The organism is Acinetobacter sp. 22512 (assembly GCF_052044755.1).
Lineage (GTDB): Bacteria > Pseudomonadota > Gammaproteobacteria > Pseudomonadales > Moraxellaceae > Acinetobacter > Acinetobacter pittii.
Genome location: NZ_JBQENP010000013.1, coordinates 29,304 through 46,725, shown reverse-complemented (window position 1 = coordinate 46,725; position 17,422 = coordinate 29,304). Strand labels below are relative to the sequence as shown.

Here is a 17,422-nt window from a genome sequence, read left to right as displayed (position 1 = left end):
AATGAATACACAACGTGAACAATTGATATATACATGGCTTACATCTGTTCTTGAAAATGATCAATTTAAGATCGCTTTTTTAGCAGGTGATGCAAGCTTCCGCCGTTATGCGCGTATCGAGTTACAAAATAAAACGTATATGCTCATGGATGCCCCTCCAGAAAAAGAAGACTGTGTTCCGTTTGTGACCATTGACGAGTTTTTTGCGAGCCATGGCGTACGTGTGCCTCAGATCATCGCGAAAGATCTGGCTCAAGGTTTTCTATTGTTAGAAGACTTTGGTGATGTGCTTTTGTCGACATTATTAACTAATGAAACTGTTGATAAATACTACGAACAAAGTTTTAAACAACTTATTCAATTGCAATCTATTGACGGGACTAATCAGTTCCCAGCTTATTCTTACGAAAAATTAATGTCGGAAATGCAGCTACTCACAGACTGGATGTTGCCGTCGCTTTCTATTCAGCCGACTGCTGAACAGAAAAAAACGATTGATAATGCATTTGACTTCTTGGCTCACGCTGCATTAGCCCAACCGCAAGTTATTGTACATCGAGATTTTCATAGTCGAAATTTGATGAAAATTACCGATGAGCAAGAATTAGGGGTAATCGACTTCCAAGATGCTGTTATTGGCGCTGATACATATGATCTAATTTCGATTACTCGTGATGCATATGTTCAATGGAACGCTGATCGTGTTTATCAATGGTTTAAAGTGTTTTATGATCTGTTGCCAGCGTCGACTAAACAAAACCGTAGTTTTGATCAATTTAAACGTGATGCAGATTTAATGGCGATCCAGCGCCATATTAAAATTCTAGGTATTTTTGTTCGCTTGTTTGAACGTGATGGTAAGTCAGGTTATTTGAAGGATTTACCACGTGTCATGTGGTATTTGCTTGAAGAAAGCCGTGGTTACCCTGAGCTTGAAGAGTTTATGGTATTTATGAATAACATCGTGATGCCTAAATTTATCGAGAAATATGGTAGCTATGAGGTAGCAGCATAATGAAAGCAATGATTCTTGCTGCTGGCTTGGGCAATCGTATGCGTCCACTTACGCTATATACACCAAAGCCTTTGCTCGAGGTGGGTGGTAAACCCCTGATTGTGTGGCATATTGAAAAACTTAAGAAAATTGGTGTGACTGAAATAGTCATCAATTCTGCATGGTTGGCCGACAAGCTCATCAGTAGTTTAGGTGATGGCTCTCAATTTGGTGTGGATATCCGTTGGACACGAGAGGATGAAGGGTTAGAAACAGCTGGTGGAATTATTAATGCTTTGCCACTGCTTGGAACAGATCCTTTTATTCTGGTGAATGGAGATGTATGGACCACAATGAATTTTGAAGGTCTGCGCCATATTAAGCTAAAAGATGATTTGGCACATCTTGTGTTGGTTGATAATCCTAAACAGCATCCTGAAGGCGACTTTACATTATTGGATGGGCGCGCTTTTACATTCGATCAAGATGTGACGGGCGAAAACCTCACTTTTAGTGGTCTATCTGTTATTCATCCTAAACTTTTTGACGGATTGGAAGCGGGTAAGCGTCCTTTAGCTCCACTATTGAAGCAAGCGATGCATAATCAGAAAATATCTGGTGAAAAGCTTAAAGGTGCATGGGTAGATGTGGGAACGCCTGAGCGTTTAATGGAGCTAGATTTGCAAATTCGTGAAGGCTTCTACGATTAAGTGTGTAATCCCTAATCGTTAACTAGTGTTCCACGATGCATAAATGGGTATACTTTGTTTTAAATTTTACTTAGATGTTATCTGTTTATGCATCCGTTTTTTCAAGAGTTACAACAGGGTAGTCAAAAATTAGGTTTATCGCTTAGCGATGAAGCTTTGACATTATTGTTGAAGTATCAAGATGCTTTGGTACTTTGGAACAAAGCTTATAATCTAACAGCGATTCGTGATCCGAAAGAAATGTTAGTGAAGCATTTGTTAGATAGCCTAAGTATTTTGAAAGATTTGCCAACAGGCCGTTTGCTTGATGTAGGTACAGGTGGTGGTATGCCGGGCATGATCATTGCTTTATGTCAGCCGGAACGCTCATGTGTATTGCTTGATTCGAATGGTAAGAAAATTCGTTTTTTGAAACAGTTTATTGCTGACCTTAAGTTAAAAAACGTAGTAGCCGTGCAAACACGTGTTGAAAATCAAGATACAATTGATGAGCTTGGTCAATTTGATGTGATTACAAGTCGCGCTTTTGCTTCTTTAACGGATTTTGTGGATGCAGCTCAGCCATACTTGCATCAGAGCAGTATAATTGCAGCAATGAAAGGAGTTGTGCCAGTTGAGGAAATTGAGCAACTTAATCAGGACTTTTCATGTAAAGTGATTGAGCTGCGCGTACCAAGACTTGATGAACAACGTCATTTACTTTTACTTCAACGTATTTAAATAAAAAGTATTAGGGTTACCATGGCTCAAATTATTGCGATTGCAAACCAAAAGGGTGGTGTTGGTAAAACAACGACTGCAGTAAATCTTGCAGCGTCTCTAGCTGTATTAAAGAAACGTGTATTACTTGTAGATATGGATTCACAAGGTAATGCTACGATGGGGTCTGGTATTCAAAAGAACGATCTTTTGTATTCCATTACGGATGTTCTACTTGGTGAAGTACCAATTGAAACGGCCATTCAAAAAGCAGAAGTTGGATATAAAGTTTTAGGGTCTAATCGTGAACTTTCCGGTGTTGAGCTTGCTATTGCAGAACAAGAGGGCCGTGAATTCATTCTAAAAAATGCTTTGAATGAAATCCGAAACTCATTTGATTTTATCATTGTGGATTGTGCGCCAAGCTTGAGTTTGATTACTGTCAATGCTTTGGCAGCTGTAGATAGTGTAATCATTCCAATGCAATGCGAATATTATGCGCTAGAAGGTTTAGCTGATTTAACCCAGACTATAGATCGTATTCAAAAGGCATTAAATCCTGATTTAGAGATTATTGGTGTATTACGTACAATGTACGATGCACGAAATGCTTTAACACGTGATGTATCTGCTGAGTTAGAACAGTATTTCGGAAAAAAACTTTATGATACTGTCGTTCCGCGTAATGTTCGCTTAGCAGAAGCGCCGGCGCATGGTTTGCCTGTTATATATTTTGAGAAAAGTTCTAAAGGTGCAGTTGCATACTTAAATCTTGCAGCTGAGATGTTGAAGAAAAGTAAAGTAAAGAAAGGAAGTAAAGTATGAGCATCAAAAAACGCGGATTGGCTAAAGGACGTGGTTTAGATGCATTACTTGGTTCAATTCAAAAAGAAAAATTACAGCTGGAAGCACAGGCACTTGACCACGGACAGTTGAAACAAATTGATGTAAATTTATTGAAACGTGGTGAATATCAACCACGTCGCTTTATTCATGAGCATGATTTGCAAGAGTTAGCATCTTCTATTGAAAAACATGGAGTGATGCAGCCTATTGTAATTCGTCCAGTTGATGATGAATCACATCCATACGAAATCATTGCTGGTGAACGACGCTGGCGTGCAGCGCAACTTGCGGGTTTAACTGAAATTCCTGCAATTGTTCGTGATTTAAATGATCAGGTTGCCATTGCATTAGCACTTATTGAGAATATTCAGCGTCAAGATTTAAATCCGATTGATCAGGCTATAGCCTTGCAGCGTTTTCATGATGAATTCGGTTTGAGCCATCAAGAAATTGCTGACACAGTAGGGAAAGCACGTACTACCGTAAGTAATTTACTTCGTTTGTTGAGTTTGGCGGATGAAATTAAAGATTTCATGCAGCAAGGCCAGCTTGATATGGGGCATGCTCGAGCTATCTTGACGTTAAAGGGTAAAGATCAATTAGACGTTGCTAAAATCGTAATTGAAAAAGGACTATCTGTTCGTCAAACAGAGCAATTGGTGCGTGATAGAAGTGAGCCTAAGCAGGAGAAGGAAAAAGCACCTGTAGCACCTGATATTGAACAATTGACACAAAAATTATCAGAGCGTTTTGGCGCTAATGTGAAAATTGATCATAATCAAAAAGGTAAGGGTAAGCTTGTTATTCATTACCATACTTTAGATGAGTTAGATGGCATTTTAAATATTTGTTTGCCTAATTAATTTGTATTTGGGTCATATATTTCTAATTTTATATTCTTGGGGAAGAAGATATGTGGGAACTTGTGAGAGCGGGTGGCTGGTTGATGCTGCCTTTAATTCTGTGCTCAATTTTAACTGTTGCGATCAGCATTGAACGTTTTGTTCGGTTAAGACGTTCACAAGTTCTACCCAAAGCATTAATTGATGATAGTTCGTTAAGAACTGAAGATATTGTGGAAAATTTGGAACAAAATGTAGAAGTGCAAAACAGTGCATTGGCTCACATTTTAAAAGCAGGTTTTGATCATCGTGAGCATGGTGAGCAATTTGCACGTGCGCAGATGGAAGTTGCAGCTTCTCAAGAAATTTCTTATTTAGAAAAAAATATTAATTTTTTGGGCACTTTAAGTGCTGTAGCGCCGTTACTGGGATTGCTTGGCACTGTGGTGGGAATTATTGAATCATTTCTTGTGATTGATTTTGGATCGGCTGGTAGTCCAAGTTTAATGATTCCGGGTATTTCTAAAGCGCTTATTACTACAGCTGTGGGAATGTTAATTGCGATTCCTGCTTTAGTTGCTTATCGCTATTTTCAAAGATTAGTACAAGATTATATTACTGACCTAGAACAGCAATCGACTTTATTTCATGCCTCATTGTTCTATAAACGTTCCTCGTCTATAGCAGAACATCGTCGTGTTGGGTGATGGGTGAATAGCCAGATGAAATTTAAACGTTCTAAGGTTGAAGACATTCATATCAATTTAACGCCTATGATTGACTGTTTGTTGTTCATTTTAGTTTTTTTATTACTATCGACTACTTTTAATCAGCCAAGTCGCCTCAATTTAACTTTACCAGATGCACAAGGTGTTCCACCAAAACAGTACGATCACAAAATTGAAGTCGTGGTAGACTCTTCTGGTCATTATGCTGTAAATGGTCAGGCACTTTCGTCTAAAGAGGTTGCTGATCTGAGTACTGCGATTAAGCAAGTTGCTCAAGAGCGCCGTGATTTTATGTTCATCATTGCTGCGGATGCCAAAGCGTCTCATCAGGATGTAATTCGCGTTATGGATGTAGCAGGACAACTCGGTTTTGTTAACATCAATATTAGTACCAAAGTTCCTTCTAGAGGTTTTTCTGAGTGAATCAAGATTTTAAGGTTTATTTGCGTCTCATAGCCTATTTAAAACCTTATTGGGGCGTGGCCTTATTAGTTCTTATCGGGTTCGGTATTAACTCAGCAACAGAAGTCTCCGTTGCTAAATTGATTAAATTTATTATTGATGCAATCCAAAGTGGCAGTAGAAGTGATTTGGATTGGTTCCCATTATTAATCATTTTATTGGTTTTTTTCCGTGGTTTAGGCCTTTTTATGGGAGGTTACTATACTGCGGTGATTTCACGTAGTTTGGTTTTTAGTATTCGCCAAGAAGTTTATGCCAAACTCTTAAGACTACCGGCACAATATTACCTAGATAATTCATCTGGCCATATTACTGCCAAGATTATGTATAACGTTGAGCAGCTAACAGCAGCTTCTTCGGAGTCATTAAGAGTCATCGTTAGGGATGGGATGATTACACTGGGATTATTAGGCTATCTGTTTTATACCAATTGGCGTCTTACTTTATGTGTTTTTGTATTTTTACCTGTAATTGGTGTATTGGTACGTAAAGCTTCAAAACGTATGCGAAAACTCTCATTACAGGTTCAAGATACAATGGGTGATGTGAACCACGTTGTTCAAGAGAGTATCAATGGTAATGCTGTAGTAAAAACTTTTGCTGGTGAAGAGTCTGAACAAGAACGGTTCTATAAGTCATCAGAAGAAAACTTAAAACGTGGTTTAAAAATGGTAATTGTACAAAACCTGAATAGCCCTGTGGTTCAGGTAGTAATGGCTTGTGCGATGGCCCTTATTGTATGGTTAGCTTTACGACCACAGATTTTAGGTAATACTAGTGCTGGTGAGTTCGTGGCTTACCTTACAGCTGCTGGTCTATTAGCAAAACCAGTTAAAAACTTGACTGATGTTAATGAAAAGTTACAACGCGGTTTAGCAGCAGCTCATTCTGTTTTTGAACTATTAGATTTGCCTGAAGAGCAAAATAACGGTCAGTTGAAACCTAAACTAAATGGTGCAATTCGTTTTGATCATGTGGCATTAAATTATGCTGATGGCGTACAGGCTATTAAAGATTTCTCTTTAGATATTCTTCCTGGGCAAACTGTAGCATTAGTTGGACGTTCAGGTGCTGGTAAAAGCTCATTAGTTAATATGTTGGTACGTTTCCAAGAGGTATCAAGTGGGCAAATTTATTTAGATGGTTTGCCAATTAATGATATTGATCTTTCTTGTTTGCGTACCCAAATCGCAATGGTAAATCAGCAAGTTGTATTATTTAATCGTACTGTTCGTGAAAACATTGCGTATGGTCAGTTGCAAGGTGCGTCAGATGAGGAAATTCATGCCGCTGCAAAAGCTGCATATGCACATGACTTCATTATGAATTTACCAAATGGTTATGATACTGTTTTAGGGGCACAGGGCCTAAACTTATCTGGTGGTCAGCGTCAGCGAATTGCTATTGCTCGAGCAATTTTAAAGAATGCTCCAATATTAATTTTAGATGAAGCTACAAGTGCTCTTGATAATGAATCTGAACATTTTATTCAGCAAGCATTTGATGAAGCGATGCAAGACCGCACTACGATTGTCATTGCTCACCGTTTATCAACAATTGAAAATGCTGACCGTATTGTAGTGATGGATCAAGGACAAATTGTTGAACAAGGTACTCATCAAGAACTCCTCGCAAAACATGGTGCTTATTATCAATTACATCAGCGTAATTTCGAGGATAACTAAGCATGTCATTAGTCCAGCTGATCCAGAATGCATGGAATAAACAATCGAGTTGGTTGATTGCTTTACGTCCATTGTCTTGCTTGTATCGGGCTGGGTTTTTACTAAATCGTAATCTTTATAATTCAGGTTTTAAGCAAATTTATAAAGCGCCCGTACCTGTGATGGTTATAGGTAATATCACAGTAGGTGGAAGCGGAAAAACTCCCTTGCTAATACAACTGGTGAATTATCTACAGCAGCATAATGTAAAAGTAGGGGTAATTAGTCGGGGATATGGGGGTAATGGTCCTTTTCCACTGCTGGTTACCTCGGGCGGCCAAGTAGCTCAAGCTGGGGATGAGCCAGCATTAATTGTTCAGGCTACAAGTGTACCAATGGCAGTAGGTCCTAATAGGCAGGCCGCAATAGAGTTATTGCTTGAGTCATCAGAAATAGATTTGATTATTAGTGATGATGGGTTGCAGCATTGGGCATTAGATCGACAGATCGAGTGGATTGTACTGGATCAAAATCGTGGTTTAGGGAATAAAAAACTATTACCTGAAGGTTATCTGCGAGAGCCTGTTGAACGTTTAGAAACTGGAACAGTGATTGAGCATACTCATAAACCTGCTACAGAATTAAACATGTATCTCGAGACAGGACAGCCATATTTACTTAACCCTTTATCTAATTCTAAACCAAGCTTTAATCTTGAGAATAATTATCATGCTGTAGTGGGTATTGGCTTTCCTCAACGGTTTTATCAAACCCTTAAAGATCTAGGGTTGAAGCAATTCGAAGAGCATGCCTTTCAAGATCATCATGATTACACAATCAATGATTTAATTTTTAATGATGAGCTGCCACTTATTACAACTGAAAAAGATGCAGTTAAACTATTACCGTTACTTGAAAAACATCCTGAATTTAAACAATCTATTTGGGTAGTTCCTGTTACAGCTGTGCTGTCTACACAGTGTTATCAGGTTTTAAAAATGCAATTGCAAGAACTTGATATTCAATTATCTTAGGAAGAAAAAATGAAACACATCGTCATTCCAGCACGCTTCTCAAGTTCGCGTTTGCCAGGTAAACCATTGTTGCTTATTCATAACCGTCCTATGATTTTACGTGTAGTGGATCAGGCAAAAAAAGTCGAAGGTTTTGATGATTTGTGCGTGGCAACAGATGACGAACGTATTGCTGAGATCTGCCGTGCAGATGGAATTGATGTAGTTCTTACCAGTGCAGATCATCCTTCGGGTACAGACCGTTTAAGTGAGGTGGCTCGCATTAAGGGTTGGGATGCAGACGATATTATTGTAAATGTTCAAGGTGATGAACCTTTATTGCCAGCTCAACTTGTTCGGCAAGTTGCAGAACTTTTGGTTGATAAACCAAATTGTTCAATGTCTACGTTGTGTGAGCCGATTCATACCTTAGATGAGTTCCAGCGTGACAGTATTGTAAAAGTAGTCATGTCTAAACAAAATGAAGCTTTATATTTTAGCCGGGCTACCATTCCTTATGATCGAGATGGGGCTAAGCATGATGAACCGACTTTACATTCACAAGCATTTCGTCATTTAGGTTTATATGCTTATCGAGTGAACTTATTACAAGAATACGTAACATGGGATATGGGGAAGCTTGAAAAGTTGGAGAGCCTTGAACAATTACGTGTTTTGGAAAATGGTCATCGAATTGCAATTGCTGTAGCCGAAGCCAATTTACCACCAGGTGTGGACACTCAAGCTGATCTTGATCGCTTAAATAGTATGCCTGTTGAATCTTTTGAATAAGCGTTAATTTTTAATGAATCCGAATGTAACTTCAAAGGTTTATCCTTGGCAGCAAACAACATGGGACACCTTGACAACAAGGTTTCCCAATATTGGACATGGTCTCTTATTTTACGGCAAGCAAGGTTGTGGAAAACATGCTTTTGCTAAGCAGTTTTTGGCATGGGTACTTTGTTTAAATAAGCAGCCGCAGGGCCCTTGTGGTGAATGTAGTAGTTGCCAATGGTTAAAATCAGACACTCATCCCAATTATGTTCATATCACAACGGATGAAGAAAATAAAAAACAGAATGCAAAAATTAAAATAGAAAAGATCCGTGACTTACTACCTTTCGTACAACAAACGGGAGAAGGTTGGCGCGTTATTGTGATTGAGCCTGCAGAAGCACTTAATTTGGCATCTTCAAATGCTTTGCTAAAGACTTTAGAAGAACCAGGCGAGCGTGTTGTTTTAATTTTATTAGCTGATCACTATCTTAAACTACCGGCCACTATTCGTAGCCGATTGCAACATTTCGCTTTAGATCGTATTTCATATGAGCAAGCTACTTCTTATTTGAATGAGTATTTATCTGAACTTGCAGAAGTGCAGCCTGATTTACTGCTTGGCTTATCTAATGATATGCCTTTACAAGCAATAGAAATTGCTCAAAGTGACTGGTTTGCGAAAAGGCAAATTTTCTTAAATGATTGGCTTAAAATTGTTGCTCAAAAAAATATGCCTTTATTTTTCTCAGGCAAATGGCAAAAAGAATTAAGTTTTAATGATTTTATAATGCTTTTTGAATACTTGTTGGGTGATTTAATTTGTGTCAAGCTAAACCAACCACAGAAAAATACTGATTTAGATTTTGATCAGTTAAGCCCATATTATGATTTAGAAAGCTTATTTAATATTTATAGTGAATTACAGCAAGCAAAAAAGCTTGTTGAACAAAATGTACAAAGCCAACTTATTATTGATCAATTATTTATAACGTTAATGAATATTTAAGGGGAAAACTATGCAGCCGCAAATGGGGGGGATTATTCAGGTAAATATTCCTGATAAAGCTACTTTGCAAGCAAGCTATATGGGATATGTGCAAGGTGGAGGCCTATTCGTACCATCAAAACAAAAGGTAAAGATGGGACAAGAAATTTTCATTTTAGCGACTTTGCCTGAGCAGTCTCAAAAAATTCCTCTAACAGGCAAAGTAATCTGGATCTCCCATAAGCAAAGTGGATTTAAACCTCAAGGTTTTGCTATTCAGTTAAGCGGAGATAAGGGAATTTACTATAAAACTGAGGCAGAACGAGTTTTGGCTGGTAGTATGTCTCTAGACCGTCCAAGTTATACGATGTAATTAAATAGGAAAGAAAAGTGTTTGTTGATACGCATTGCCATTTAACGATGTTAGATTTAACGCCTTATAACGGTGATCTGGACCTTGCGCTTGCAGCGGCGCGAGCAGAAGGAGTGTCTAAGTTTATGGCAATTTCCGTTGATCTCGATGACCATATTGCACTAGCTGAAATTGCAAATAAACATGCAGATGTTGGTTATACGGTAGGTGTACACCCTTGTGAGGATGTGGACACAATGGCACGTGCAACAACTGAGTATTTGATTGAATTGGCTCAATCAGAAAAAGTATGGGCTTTAGGTGAAACTGGACTGGACTATTATCACAGTACAGATTTTATTGAAGAGCAAAAGGTGTGTTTTGCAAGACATATCCAAGCTTCAAAAATTTTAAAAAAACCAGTTGTCGTTCATACCCGATCAGCAAAGCATGATACGGTAGATATTATCCGTGCTGAACAATCAACCCATGGGATCCTGCATTGTTTTACCGAAGATTGGGAAACTGCTAAAGCTGTGCTTGATTGTGGTTATTACATTTCTTTTTCCGGTATTGTGTCATTTAAGAATGCACAGGATTTGCGCGATGTAGCTAAACAGGTCCCACTAGATCGTCTTTTAATTGAAACAGATAGCCCATATTTAGCACCTGTCCCATATCGTGGTAAAACAAATGAACCAAAATACGTGCCTTATGTAGCCAAAGCGCTCAGTGATGTATATGATAAATCGGTTGAGGAAATTGCAATGATCACCTCACAAAATTTTGAGAACTTGCTAAAAGCGATTTAGGTTATAGAAACTATATAAGAGAGTAATTGCGTGAAGATGGATCGTCAGGCTCAGTTCCGAGCAAGAGAAGTATTAATATTTCAGGTTGCGGAACAATTATTGCTAGAAAATGGCGAAGCCGGAATGACACTCGATGTCTTGGCTGCTGAGCTTGATTTAGCAAAAGGAACTTTGTACAAACACTTTCAAAGTAAAGATGAGTTGTACATGCTGTTGATTATTCGTAATGAGCGTATGTTACTTGAAATGGTTCAAGATACTGAAAAAGCCTTTCCAGAGCATTTGGCTTTTTTCATGTTGCATCATTTACATCATCCTGAGCGAACAGTTTTATTCCATCAAATTGAGGAAAAACTCTCAATCACTGCTCAAGGCGTACATCATCTTTTTCACGAACTTTATCAAGTGCGTAAACAGAGATTGCGAATTATCATTCGTATGACAGACCACTACCTAGAATCTATTCAAAGCAGTATGCCTACACGAGATTATCTTGCTTCTATTTGGTCATTAACTCATGGTGCGGCAGCTATTCTCAATTCAAGTTTTTATCAACGATATTTAGGTTCAAGAGACACTTTAAGAGTGGCTTATATTGATCAGGCTTTAGCCTTGCCTAAACAAGCTGTTGAGCAATATGCTTAGGTCGATATGAAATCTCAATCACCACTTAAATCTCAAAAAGGTTTTACTCTCATAGAAGTGATGGTGGTGATTGTTATTATGACCATTATGACCTCTCTAGTTGTACTCAACATAGGTGGGGTTGACCAAAAGAAAGCGATGCAAGCAAGAGAGTTATTTTTGCTTGATATGCATAAGATTGGTAAAGAGTCGCTTGATCAGTCTCGTGTTTTAGCTTTATCTACTCTCAGTGAAACAGATGTTTCACCATTTTCTTATGAATTGTATGAGTATCATGACCAGAGTAAATTACAGGTCCAAGATTTAAAAAATCGCTGGCAAAAATATTCAGAATTTACTACGCGGCAACTGCCTAAACATGTATCGTTTACAATACAACCTTTAGATAAGCAAAACTATTCAAAAGCTACGAATACCGATTTAATTGGAGGGCAGGCTCCTCAGTTAATCTGGTTCGGTAACGGTGAAGCTAAAACTGTGAAAATACAGTTTTACTTTGAACAAAAACCAATTGGTTCAGAAATACAAATTGATCATTTGGGTAAAATAAATGAAATCTAAAGGCTTTACTCTATTAGAAGTAATGGTTGCTTTAGCAATTTTTGCAGTGGCGGCTGTCGCGTTAACTAAAGTAGCCATGCAATATACTCAATCTACCTCAAATGCAATTCTTAGAACAAAAGCACAGTTTGTCGCAATGAATGAAGTTGCTTTAATGGAAATAAATCAGGAATGGCTCGAAGGTACACAAAGCAAGCAAGTGACTTCTCAAGGTGAGACTTGGCAGATTGATAAATCTGCGCAATCTACAATTAGTCCAAATGTTCAAAAAGTAGATGTACAAGTTAGTTTATATGATTCTGATAAGGGGAAAGTTCAAAATGGTATTACTCACTTGGTATTTTTTAATTACCCCGTGAAAGCAAAATAATGATAAAGAATAAATATTTTTGCTCTCCAGGCCCAGCTTCACGTCTTGCGGCACGATCAGAGCAGATGATGAGGGGTTACTCCGAGCAAGGCTCTTCGTCTTGCACTCAGACAAAGCTTCGCTTTGTTAATCCTCGCTCAGGATTTACTTTAGTTGAGCTTTTAGTTGCGATTGCAATTTTTGCTATTTTATCTTTGTTGGGTTGGAAGGTTTTTGATTATTTACTAAAAGTCCGTGATCGTAATACTCAACATGAAGTGCAGCTATTTGAATTACAAGATGCTTATCAACAAGTTTTGCGTGATACATTGCAAATTATACCTTTATCAGCCAATCAAGGCGGGCAATTACGTCCAGCTTTAGAGATTGATAATCAAGTTCTCCGCTTTAGTAAGGCGGGTGTTACTGATCCATTAAAGCAAGGATTATCACCTTTTGAGCGTATCGAGTATCGATATGATCCTGATCAAAAAAAGCTTTATCGCCTTAAATATAGTAACTTAAATACTTCAAATAGAGAGCAACCCTTATCAAGTACGCTGTTGAGCCAAGTTGAACAATTTCAAATTATGGTTTTGACACCTCAAGAAGTAACAAAGTGGCCTGAAATTAATATTGACCCTACAAAACCTGATGAATTTAGGAAGTTGCCAAAAGGAATAAAAATGCAACTCACGGTTGCAGGTGTAAGTTATGAGTGGATTTATAGCTTAAACCAAGGTGATTTATCGCTCTCCAAACAGGGAGGTCAATAAATGTTACTCTATAAAAAAAATCAGCAAGGTGTAGCGTTACTCACAATTTTGATAATGGTTGCTTTGGCTACAATTTTAGCTGCCTCTATTGCAAAGCATCAAACTAATACTATGGAAAATACGGGTTATTTGATGCGTCAAAATCAGTCATTACTCTATGCAAAAAGTGCAGAAGCTTTTTTTTCTGAATTATTAATTCAAGATGCAAATAATGCTGGTGGCATCGATCATTTAAAGGAAAGCTGGGCTCAGCCAATGCCACCTTTCCCAATAGAAGATGGAGCCGTATCGGGGCGCTTACTAGATGAGTCAGGAAAATTTAATCTAAACAATTTAACGACCAATGAAGGCAAGGTAAACGAAGCTGCTAAAAATTGGTTTGAGCGATTGCTTGTGCGTGTAGGATTGCCAGCAGAGTTAAGTCAAGCAGTTATTGATTGGCAAGATCCAGATGATGAACCAAGCGGCCCTATGGGGGCAGAAAGTAACTATTATGAAGGACTTGACTCTGGCTATTTGGCTTCAAATGCTAAATTTCATCGTATAGAAGAGTTGAAATTGGTAAGAGGTTTTGAAGGCAAGAAATATGATTTAATCGCACCATACATTTCTGCATTACCTGAAAATACAAAAGTGAATGTTAATACCGCATCGCCATTAGTATTAGCGAGTATTGATCAAAAAATAGATTTAGGGACTATAGAAAAAGAACTTCAATTACGTCAACAGAATTTAAAGTTCTTTCAAAATATTGATGAATTATGGCAATTGAATGCTTTTTCAACAGTTGATCCACAAAAGAAAACTGAAGTTAATAGCCTTTTAGATGTGAAGTCGAACTTTTTTCAAGCACAAATTGAGGTTGTGTTGAATAATAGAAAAAGACAGTTTACAAGTGCCTTAATGCGCAGTGATAAGCAAGTTTATGTATATTCTAGAAATATAGTGCCTTTTAACTAATTGAAAAGTTATGATTTATTTACTTTAGATGTTTTTTAAAGTTTGTAATTATAAATTTTTCCAAGTTAAACGTTAAAGTAAATATAAACTGTCTATATGTGTATATTCGATATTCCTTCATCAGTCTTATCATACTTTTTGCTAATTGCTTCTAATTGAAAAGTGATGCGAAATTTTTGTCTTTTGCTTTATAATAATGTTCTTAGAAGGAATGATCGATTTGGCACATGTTAATTCGTAAGTTATTTAAGTTTGAAAATGCACATGTTGTACGTAACTGTACATCGGATCGTTGTAAGCGATCAATTCATGGACATAGCTATAAAGTTGAGTTATTGCTTAAAGCTTCGAAATTAGATCATGGGCAAATGGTTTATGATTTTGGACTCCTAAAAGGAGTAATAAAAGACTTATTCGATAGCTTTGATCACGCAATTTGTTTTTGGGAAAAAGATGATTCTCAATATATTGATGCATGTCAGACTTTTAGTGCTCGTTGGATTTCTTTACCTGTTTCACCATCGGCTGAACAGTTTTCACGTATTTTCTTTTATCTAGCTCAGCAAGTTTTACAATCAACAGTCACTCAAAATGGGGAAGGTGATGTTGAAGTATATTCTGTTATTGTTCATGAGACTGATACTGGATATGCTCAGAGTTTTATTGAAGATATTCAAAACGAACAAATGGGTATTTTAAGTCTTGATGGAATTGTTTTTTCAGAACAAATTCAGATAGAGTGGGCAAATCCACAAATGTATGAAGACTTGAAAAAAGGGATTAAATTTAATAATCCTCAAGTTGATTTGCAAGTCGAAGTATAAATCGAATTACTTATTTTATTTGTAGAATTGAAAATTGATCTAGGATGACATTAATGCAATTAACTGAGCAACAGCAAGATAAACTCAGTAAAGTTCAATTAGAAGAAAGTTGGAAAAGATCTTTAGCACCTTTTCTATTAAGTCCTCAGATGGATAGTTTGCGCGATTTCTTATTTCAACAGAAACAAGCTCAGAAAATAATATATCCGCCTAGTAAACAGATCTTTAATGCTTTAAATATCACACCACTGGCTGATGTGAAAGTTGTGATTTTAGGGCAAGACCCATATCACGGGCCAAACCAAGCGAATGGATTAAGTTTCTCTGTTCAAAAAGGTATTGCATTACCACCATCTTTGCGCAATATTTTTCATGAATTACATACAGATTTGGGTATTCCAGCTCCTCGCCATGGTGACTTAACAAAATGGGCTACGCAAGGCGTACTTTTACTGAACAGCGTGCTTACTGTTGAAGCTGGACAGCCAACCTCACATCAAAAGCAAGGTTGGGAAGCATTTACTGATGAAGTTATTGATGTTTTAAATGAACAGAGACAACATATAGTATTTATTTTGTGGGGTGCTTATGCACAGCGCAAAGGACAACGTATAAATAGAGATAAACACTTGGTTTTAACAGCCGCACATCCATCACCTCTTGCTGCAAATAGAGGGGGATTTTTTGGATGCAAAGTGTTTTCAAAAACAAATCAATATTTGAAACAACATGGCATTGAGCCCATAGACTGGCAATTGGACGCATGATGAACTCTCCCAATGTAAATAACTATCACCCGGACTTGGTGGTTGAAGAAGCAAAAAACGGCTGGCGTATAGTACGTTTGAATCGTCCTAAATCGTTACATGCTTTAGACGAATCAATCGTAACGGCATTATTGCGTGTATTTGAAGATTTCCGTGACAATGAACAGGTTAAAGCAATTTGGTTAGACTCAACTACACCAAAAGCTTTTTGTGCAGGTGGTGATGTTAGAAAATTACGCCAACTTGTTATAAATCAAGAAGTCGATACCGCAAATAAGTTCTTCCAGCAGGAATATGCTTTAGATTTACTTTTACATAATTATGCTAAACCGGTTGTGGTTTGGGGAGAAGGTTATGTAATGGGCGGTGGTTTAGGCTTGTTTATGGCTGCACCATTCCGTCTAGTGACGCCATATTCACGTTTAGCAATGCCTGAAATTAATATTGGTTTATATCCTGATGTTGGTGCGAGCCGTTTCTTGGCAGATCGTGGTCCAATAGGTTTGTTTACGGGGTTAACCGGTTCAATCATGACTGCTGCTGGAGCATATAGCATCGGTTGGGCAACACATATTTGTGAAGCACAGCGTGATAATGTTTTGCAAAAAGTTTTAAATATTAATTGGGCTCATTATCCTGCAGGGGATTTCCGAGCAATTGATGATACTTTAAATAGTTTGCACCGTCCTGTTGCGGCGGGTCCATTGCAAAACTCACTTGATGTAATTCATAGCGTTTGCCGTGGTTTTAATTTTGAACAAGACTACCAAGCTATTGTTAGCTTGCGTGATGCGAGCAGTGATTGGTTACGTCAAGCGAGTGAGAATTTGCAAAAAGGATCTCCTAGTACCGCGGCAATTACTTGGTTACTGTGGCAATGGGGCAAACAAATTCACTCATGGGATGAGGTCTTTGATCTAGAGGCTCAGATTTCTGAGTGGAAAATACGTCATCCTGACTTTGTGGAAGGTGTTCGCGCACGCTTAGTTGATAAAGATTTATCACCTGAATGGAAACCATGTGATGATCTAAGCTTGAGAGGTATATTGGCTGATTGTCCACCAGTAACTTCAATTGATAGCTGGAATGCCTTACTTAGACAACACGGTGTGATCAACTAAAGTAAATGACTGAATATAGTGATGAATACTGGATGCAGCTTGCTTACGAGCAAGCTGAATTAGCCGCCCAGCAGGGTGAGATACCTGTTGGAGCGGTTCTGGTGAGCCAAAATCGAGTAATTGGATCTGGTTATAATGCTCCAATTACTTTATTAGATCCAACTGCACATGCAGAAATTCAAGCTATCCGTGCAGCGTGTTCCTCTTTAGAAAATTATCGATTACCTGAAGATACGACTTTATATGTCACTCTTGAGCCATGTACTATGTGTGTAGGTGCGCTCGTACATGCAAGAATTAAGCATGTGGTTTTTGGTACGCCAGAACCTAAAGCAGGCTCTTTGGTGAGTGCGCGTCAGTTATTACAGCAAGGTTATTATAATCATAGGTTTACATTTCAGAATGGTTGTCTACAAGAAAAATGTGCACAACAGCTTAGCCATTTTTTTAAACAAAGACGTGAGCAAAAGAAACAAGAGAAACAACAAAAAACGTCCTTAAATGATTAAAAATTAACATACTCTTATGGCAA

22 protein-coding genes are annotated in these 17,422 nt (G+C 37.8%); all 22 read left to right on the top strand.

All coding sequences use genetic code 11. From position 1 onward, the window contains the following. Position 1 precedes the first annotated feature (1 nt). Positions 2–1,015 carry an aminoglycoside phosphotransferase family protein gene (locus ACTJJG_RS13990; RefSeq protein ID WP_032057023.1) on the top strand — a complete coding sequence of 338 codons (1,014 nt, stop codon included), beginning with the start codon at positions 2–4 and terminating at the stop codon, positions 1,013–1,015. Further along, entirely contained in the window at positions 1,015–1,704 is a 690-nt protein-coding gene (gene murU, locus ACTJJG_RS13985) for an N-acetylmuramate alpha-1-phosphate uridylyltransferase MurU (protein ID WP_032057022.1), read from the top strand. Before ACTJJG_RS13990 ends, murU begins: the two co-directional genes overlap by 1 nt. Positions 1,705–1,791: 87 nt before the next feature. After that, complete coding sequence (gene rsmG, locus ACTJJG_RS13980; RefSeq protein WP_032057021.1) at positions 1,792–2,424, top strand: 16S rRNA (guanine(527)-N(7))-methyltransferase RsmG; 633 nt, start codon at positions 1,792–1,794, stop codon at positions 2,422–2,424. Positions 2,425–2,445: 21 nt separating this feature from the next. Then, the gene (locus ACTJJG_RS13975) at positions 2,446–3,228 is read left to right on the top strand and encodes a ParA family protein (RefSeq protein ID WP_002121458.1); all 783 of its coding nucleotides are present in this window, start codon (positions 2,446–2,448) and stop codon (positions 3,226–3,228) included. Continuing rightward, positions 3,225–4,112 (top strand): ParB/RepB/Spo0J family partition protein, encoded by an 888-nt coding sequence (locus ACTJJG_RS13970; protein ID WP_002121476.1) that lies wholly within the window; start codon positions 3,225–3,227, stop codon positions 4,110–4,112. The genes ACTJJG_RS13975 and ACTJJG_RS13970 overlap by 4 nt, the downstream gene beginning before the upstream one ends. A 50-nt stretch (positions 4,113–4,162) precedes the next feature. Continuing rightward, positions 4,163–4,798 (top strand): MotA/TolQ/ExbB proton channel family protein, encoded by a 636-nt coding sequence (locus tag ACTJJG_RS13965; RefSeq protein ID WP_002121473.1) that lies wholly within the window; start codon positions 4,163–4,165, stop codon positions 4,796–4,798. 15 nt (positions 4,799–4,813) lie between these two features. Then, the gene (locus tag ACTJJG_RS13960; RefSeq protein WP_002121347.1) at positions 4,814–5,242 is read left to right on the top strand and encodes an ExbD/TolR family protein; all 429 of its coding nucleotides are present in this window, start codon (positions 4,814–4,816) and stop codon (positions 5,240–5,242) included. Next, entirely contained in the window at positions 5,239–6,966 is a 1,728-nt protein-coding gene (msbA, locus tag ACTJJG_RS13955; RefSeq protein ID WP_002121388.1) for a lipid A export permease/ATP-binding protein MsbA, read from the top strand. Before ACTJJG_RS13960 ends, msbA begins: the two co-directional genes overlap by 4 nt. Positions 6,967–6,968: 2 nt before the next feature. Beyond that, positions 6,969–7,979 carry a tetraacyldisaccharide 4'-kinase gene (lpxK, locus tag ACTJJG_RS13950; RefSeq protein WP_002121338.1) on the top strand — a complete coding sequence of 337 codons (1,011 nt, stop codon included), beginning with the start codon at positions 6,969–6,971 and terminating at the stop codon, positions 7,977–7,979. Between the two features lie 9 nt (positions 7,980–7,988). Then, on the top strand, positions 7,989–8,750 hold the full coding sequence (gene kdsB, locus ACTJJG_RS13945; protein WP_002121419.1) for a 3-deoxy-manno-octulosonate cytidylyltransferase: 762 nt from the start codon (positions 7,989–7,991) through the stop codon (positions 8,748–8,750). 13 nt (positions 8,751–8,763) lie between these two features. Then, positions 8,764–9,744, top strand: coding sequence for a DNA polymerase III subunit delta' (locus ACTJJG_RS13940; protein ID WP_032057020.1), 981 nt, complete (start codon positions 8,764–8,766; stop codon positions 9,742–9,744). 10 nt (positions 9,745–9,754) lie between these two features. Continuing rightward, entirely contained in the window at positions 9,755–10,096 is a 342-nt protein-coding gene (locus ACTJJG_RS13935) for a PilZ domain-containing protein (RefSeq protein ID WP_002121335.1), read from the top strand. 17 nt (positions 10,097–10,113) lie between these two features. Beyond that, on the top strand, positions 10,114–10,887 hold the full coding sequence (locus ACTJJG_RS13930) for a TatD family hydrolase (RefSeq protein ID WP_017399499.1): 774 nt from the start codon (positions 10,114–10,116) through the stop codon (positions 10,885–10,887). A gap of 36 nt (positions 10,888–10,923) precedes the next feature. Beyond that, positions 10,924–11,532, top strand: coding sequence for a TetR/AcrR family transcriptional regulator (locus ACTJJG_RS13925; RefSeq protein ID WP_005069536.1), 609 nt, complete (start codon positions 10,924–10,926; stop codon positions 11,530–11,532). A 6-nt stretch (positions 11,533–11,538) separates the two neighbouring features. After that, positions 11,539–12,093 (top strand): type II secretion system protein, encoded by a 555-nt coding sequence (locus tag ACTJJG_RS13920; RefSeq protein ID WP_005069534.1) that lies wholly within the window; start codon positions 11,539–11,541, stop codon positions 12,091–12,093. Next, positions 12,083–12,463: a type II secretion system minor pseudopilin GspI gene (gene gspI, locus ACTJJG_RS13915; RefSeq protein ID WP_032057019.1), complete on the top strand. Its 381-nt coding sequence runs from the start codon at positions 12,083–12,085 to the stop codon at positions 12,461–12,463. The genes ACTJJG_RS13920 and gspI overlap by 11 nt, the downstream gene beginning before the upstream one ends. After that, entirely contained in the window at positions 12,463–13,218 is a 756-nt protein-coding gene (gene gspJ / locus ACTJJG_RS13910; RefSeq protein WP_032057017.1) for a type II secretion system minor pseudopilin GspJ, read from the top strand. Before gspI ends, gspJ begins: the two co-directional genes overlap by 1 nt. Further along, positions 13,219–14,178 (top strand): type II secretion system minor pseudopilin GspK, encoded by a 960-nt coding sequence (gene gspK, locus ACTJJG_RS13905; RefSeq protein ID WP_005076277.1) that lies wholly within the window; start codon positions 13,219–13,221, stop codon positions 14,176–14,178. A gap of 227 nt (positions 14,179–14,405) precedes the next feature. Beyond that, entirely contained in the window at positions 14,406–15,002 is a 597-nt protein-coding gene (locus tag ACTJJG_RS13900; protein WP_002121363.1) for a 6-pyruvoyl trahydropterin synthase family protein, read from the top strand. Positions 15,003–15,055: 53 nt separating this feature from the next. Then, a complete protein-coding gene (gene ung, locus ACTJJG_RS13895; protein ID WP_069119298.1) occupies positions 15,056–15,769 on the top strand; it encodes a uracil-DNA glycosylase in 714 nt (237 codons plus the stop codon). Next, positions 15,766–16,890 (top strand): enoyl-CoA hydratase/isomerase family protein, encoded by a 1,125-nt coding sequence (locus tag ACTJJG_RS13890; protein ID WP_016803061.1) that lies wholly within the window; start codon positions 15,766–15,768, stop codon positions 16,888–16,890. The genes ung and ACTJJG_RS13890 overlap by 4 nt, the downstream gene beginning before the upstream one ends. A gap of 5 nt (positions 16,891–16,895) precedes the next feature. After that, complete coding sequence (gene tadA / locus ACTJJG_RS13885; protein ID WP_002121378.1) at positions 16,896–17,399, top strand: tRNA adenosine(34) deaminase TadA; 504 nt, start codon at positions 16,896–16,898, stop codon at positions 17,397–17,399. Positions 17,400–17,422: the final 23 nt, after the last annotated feature.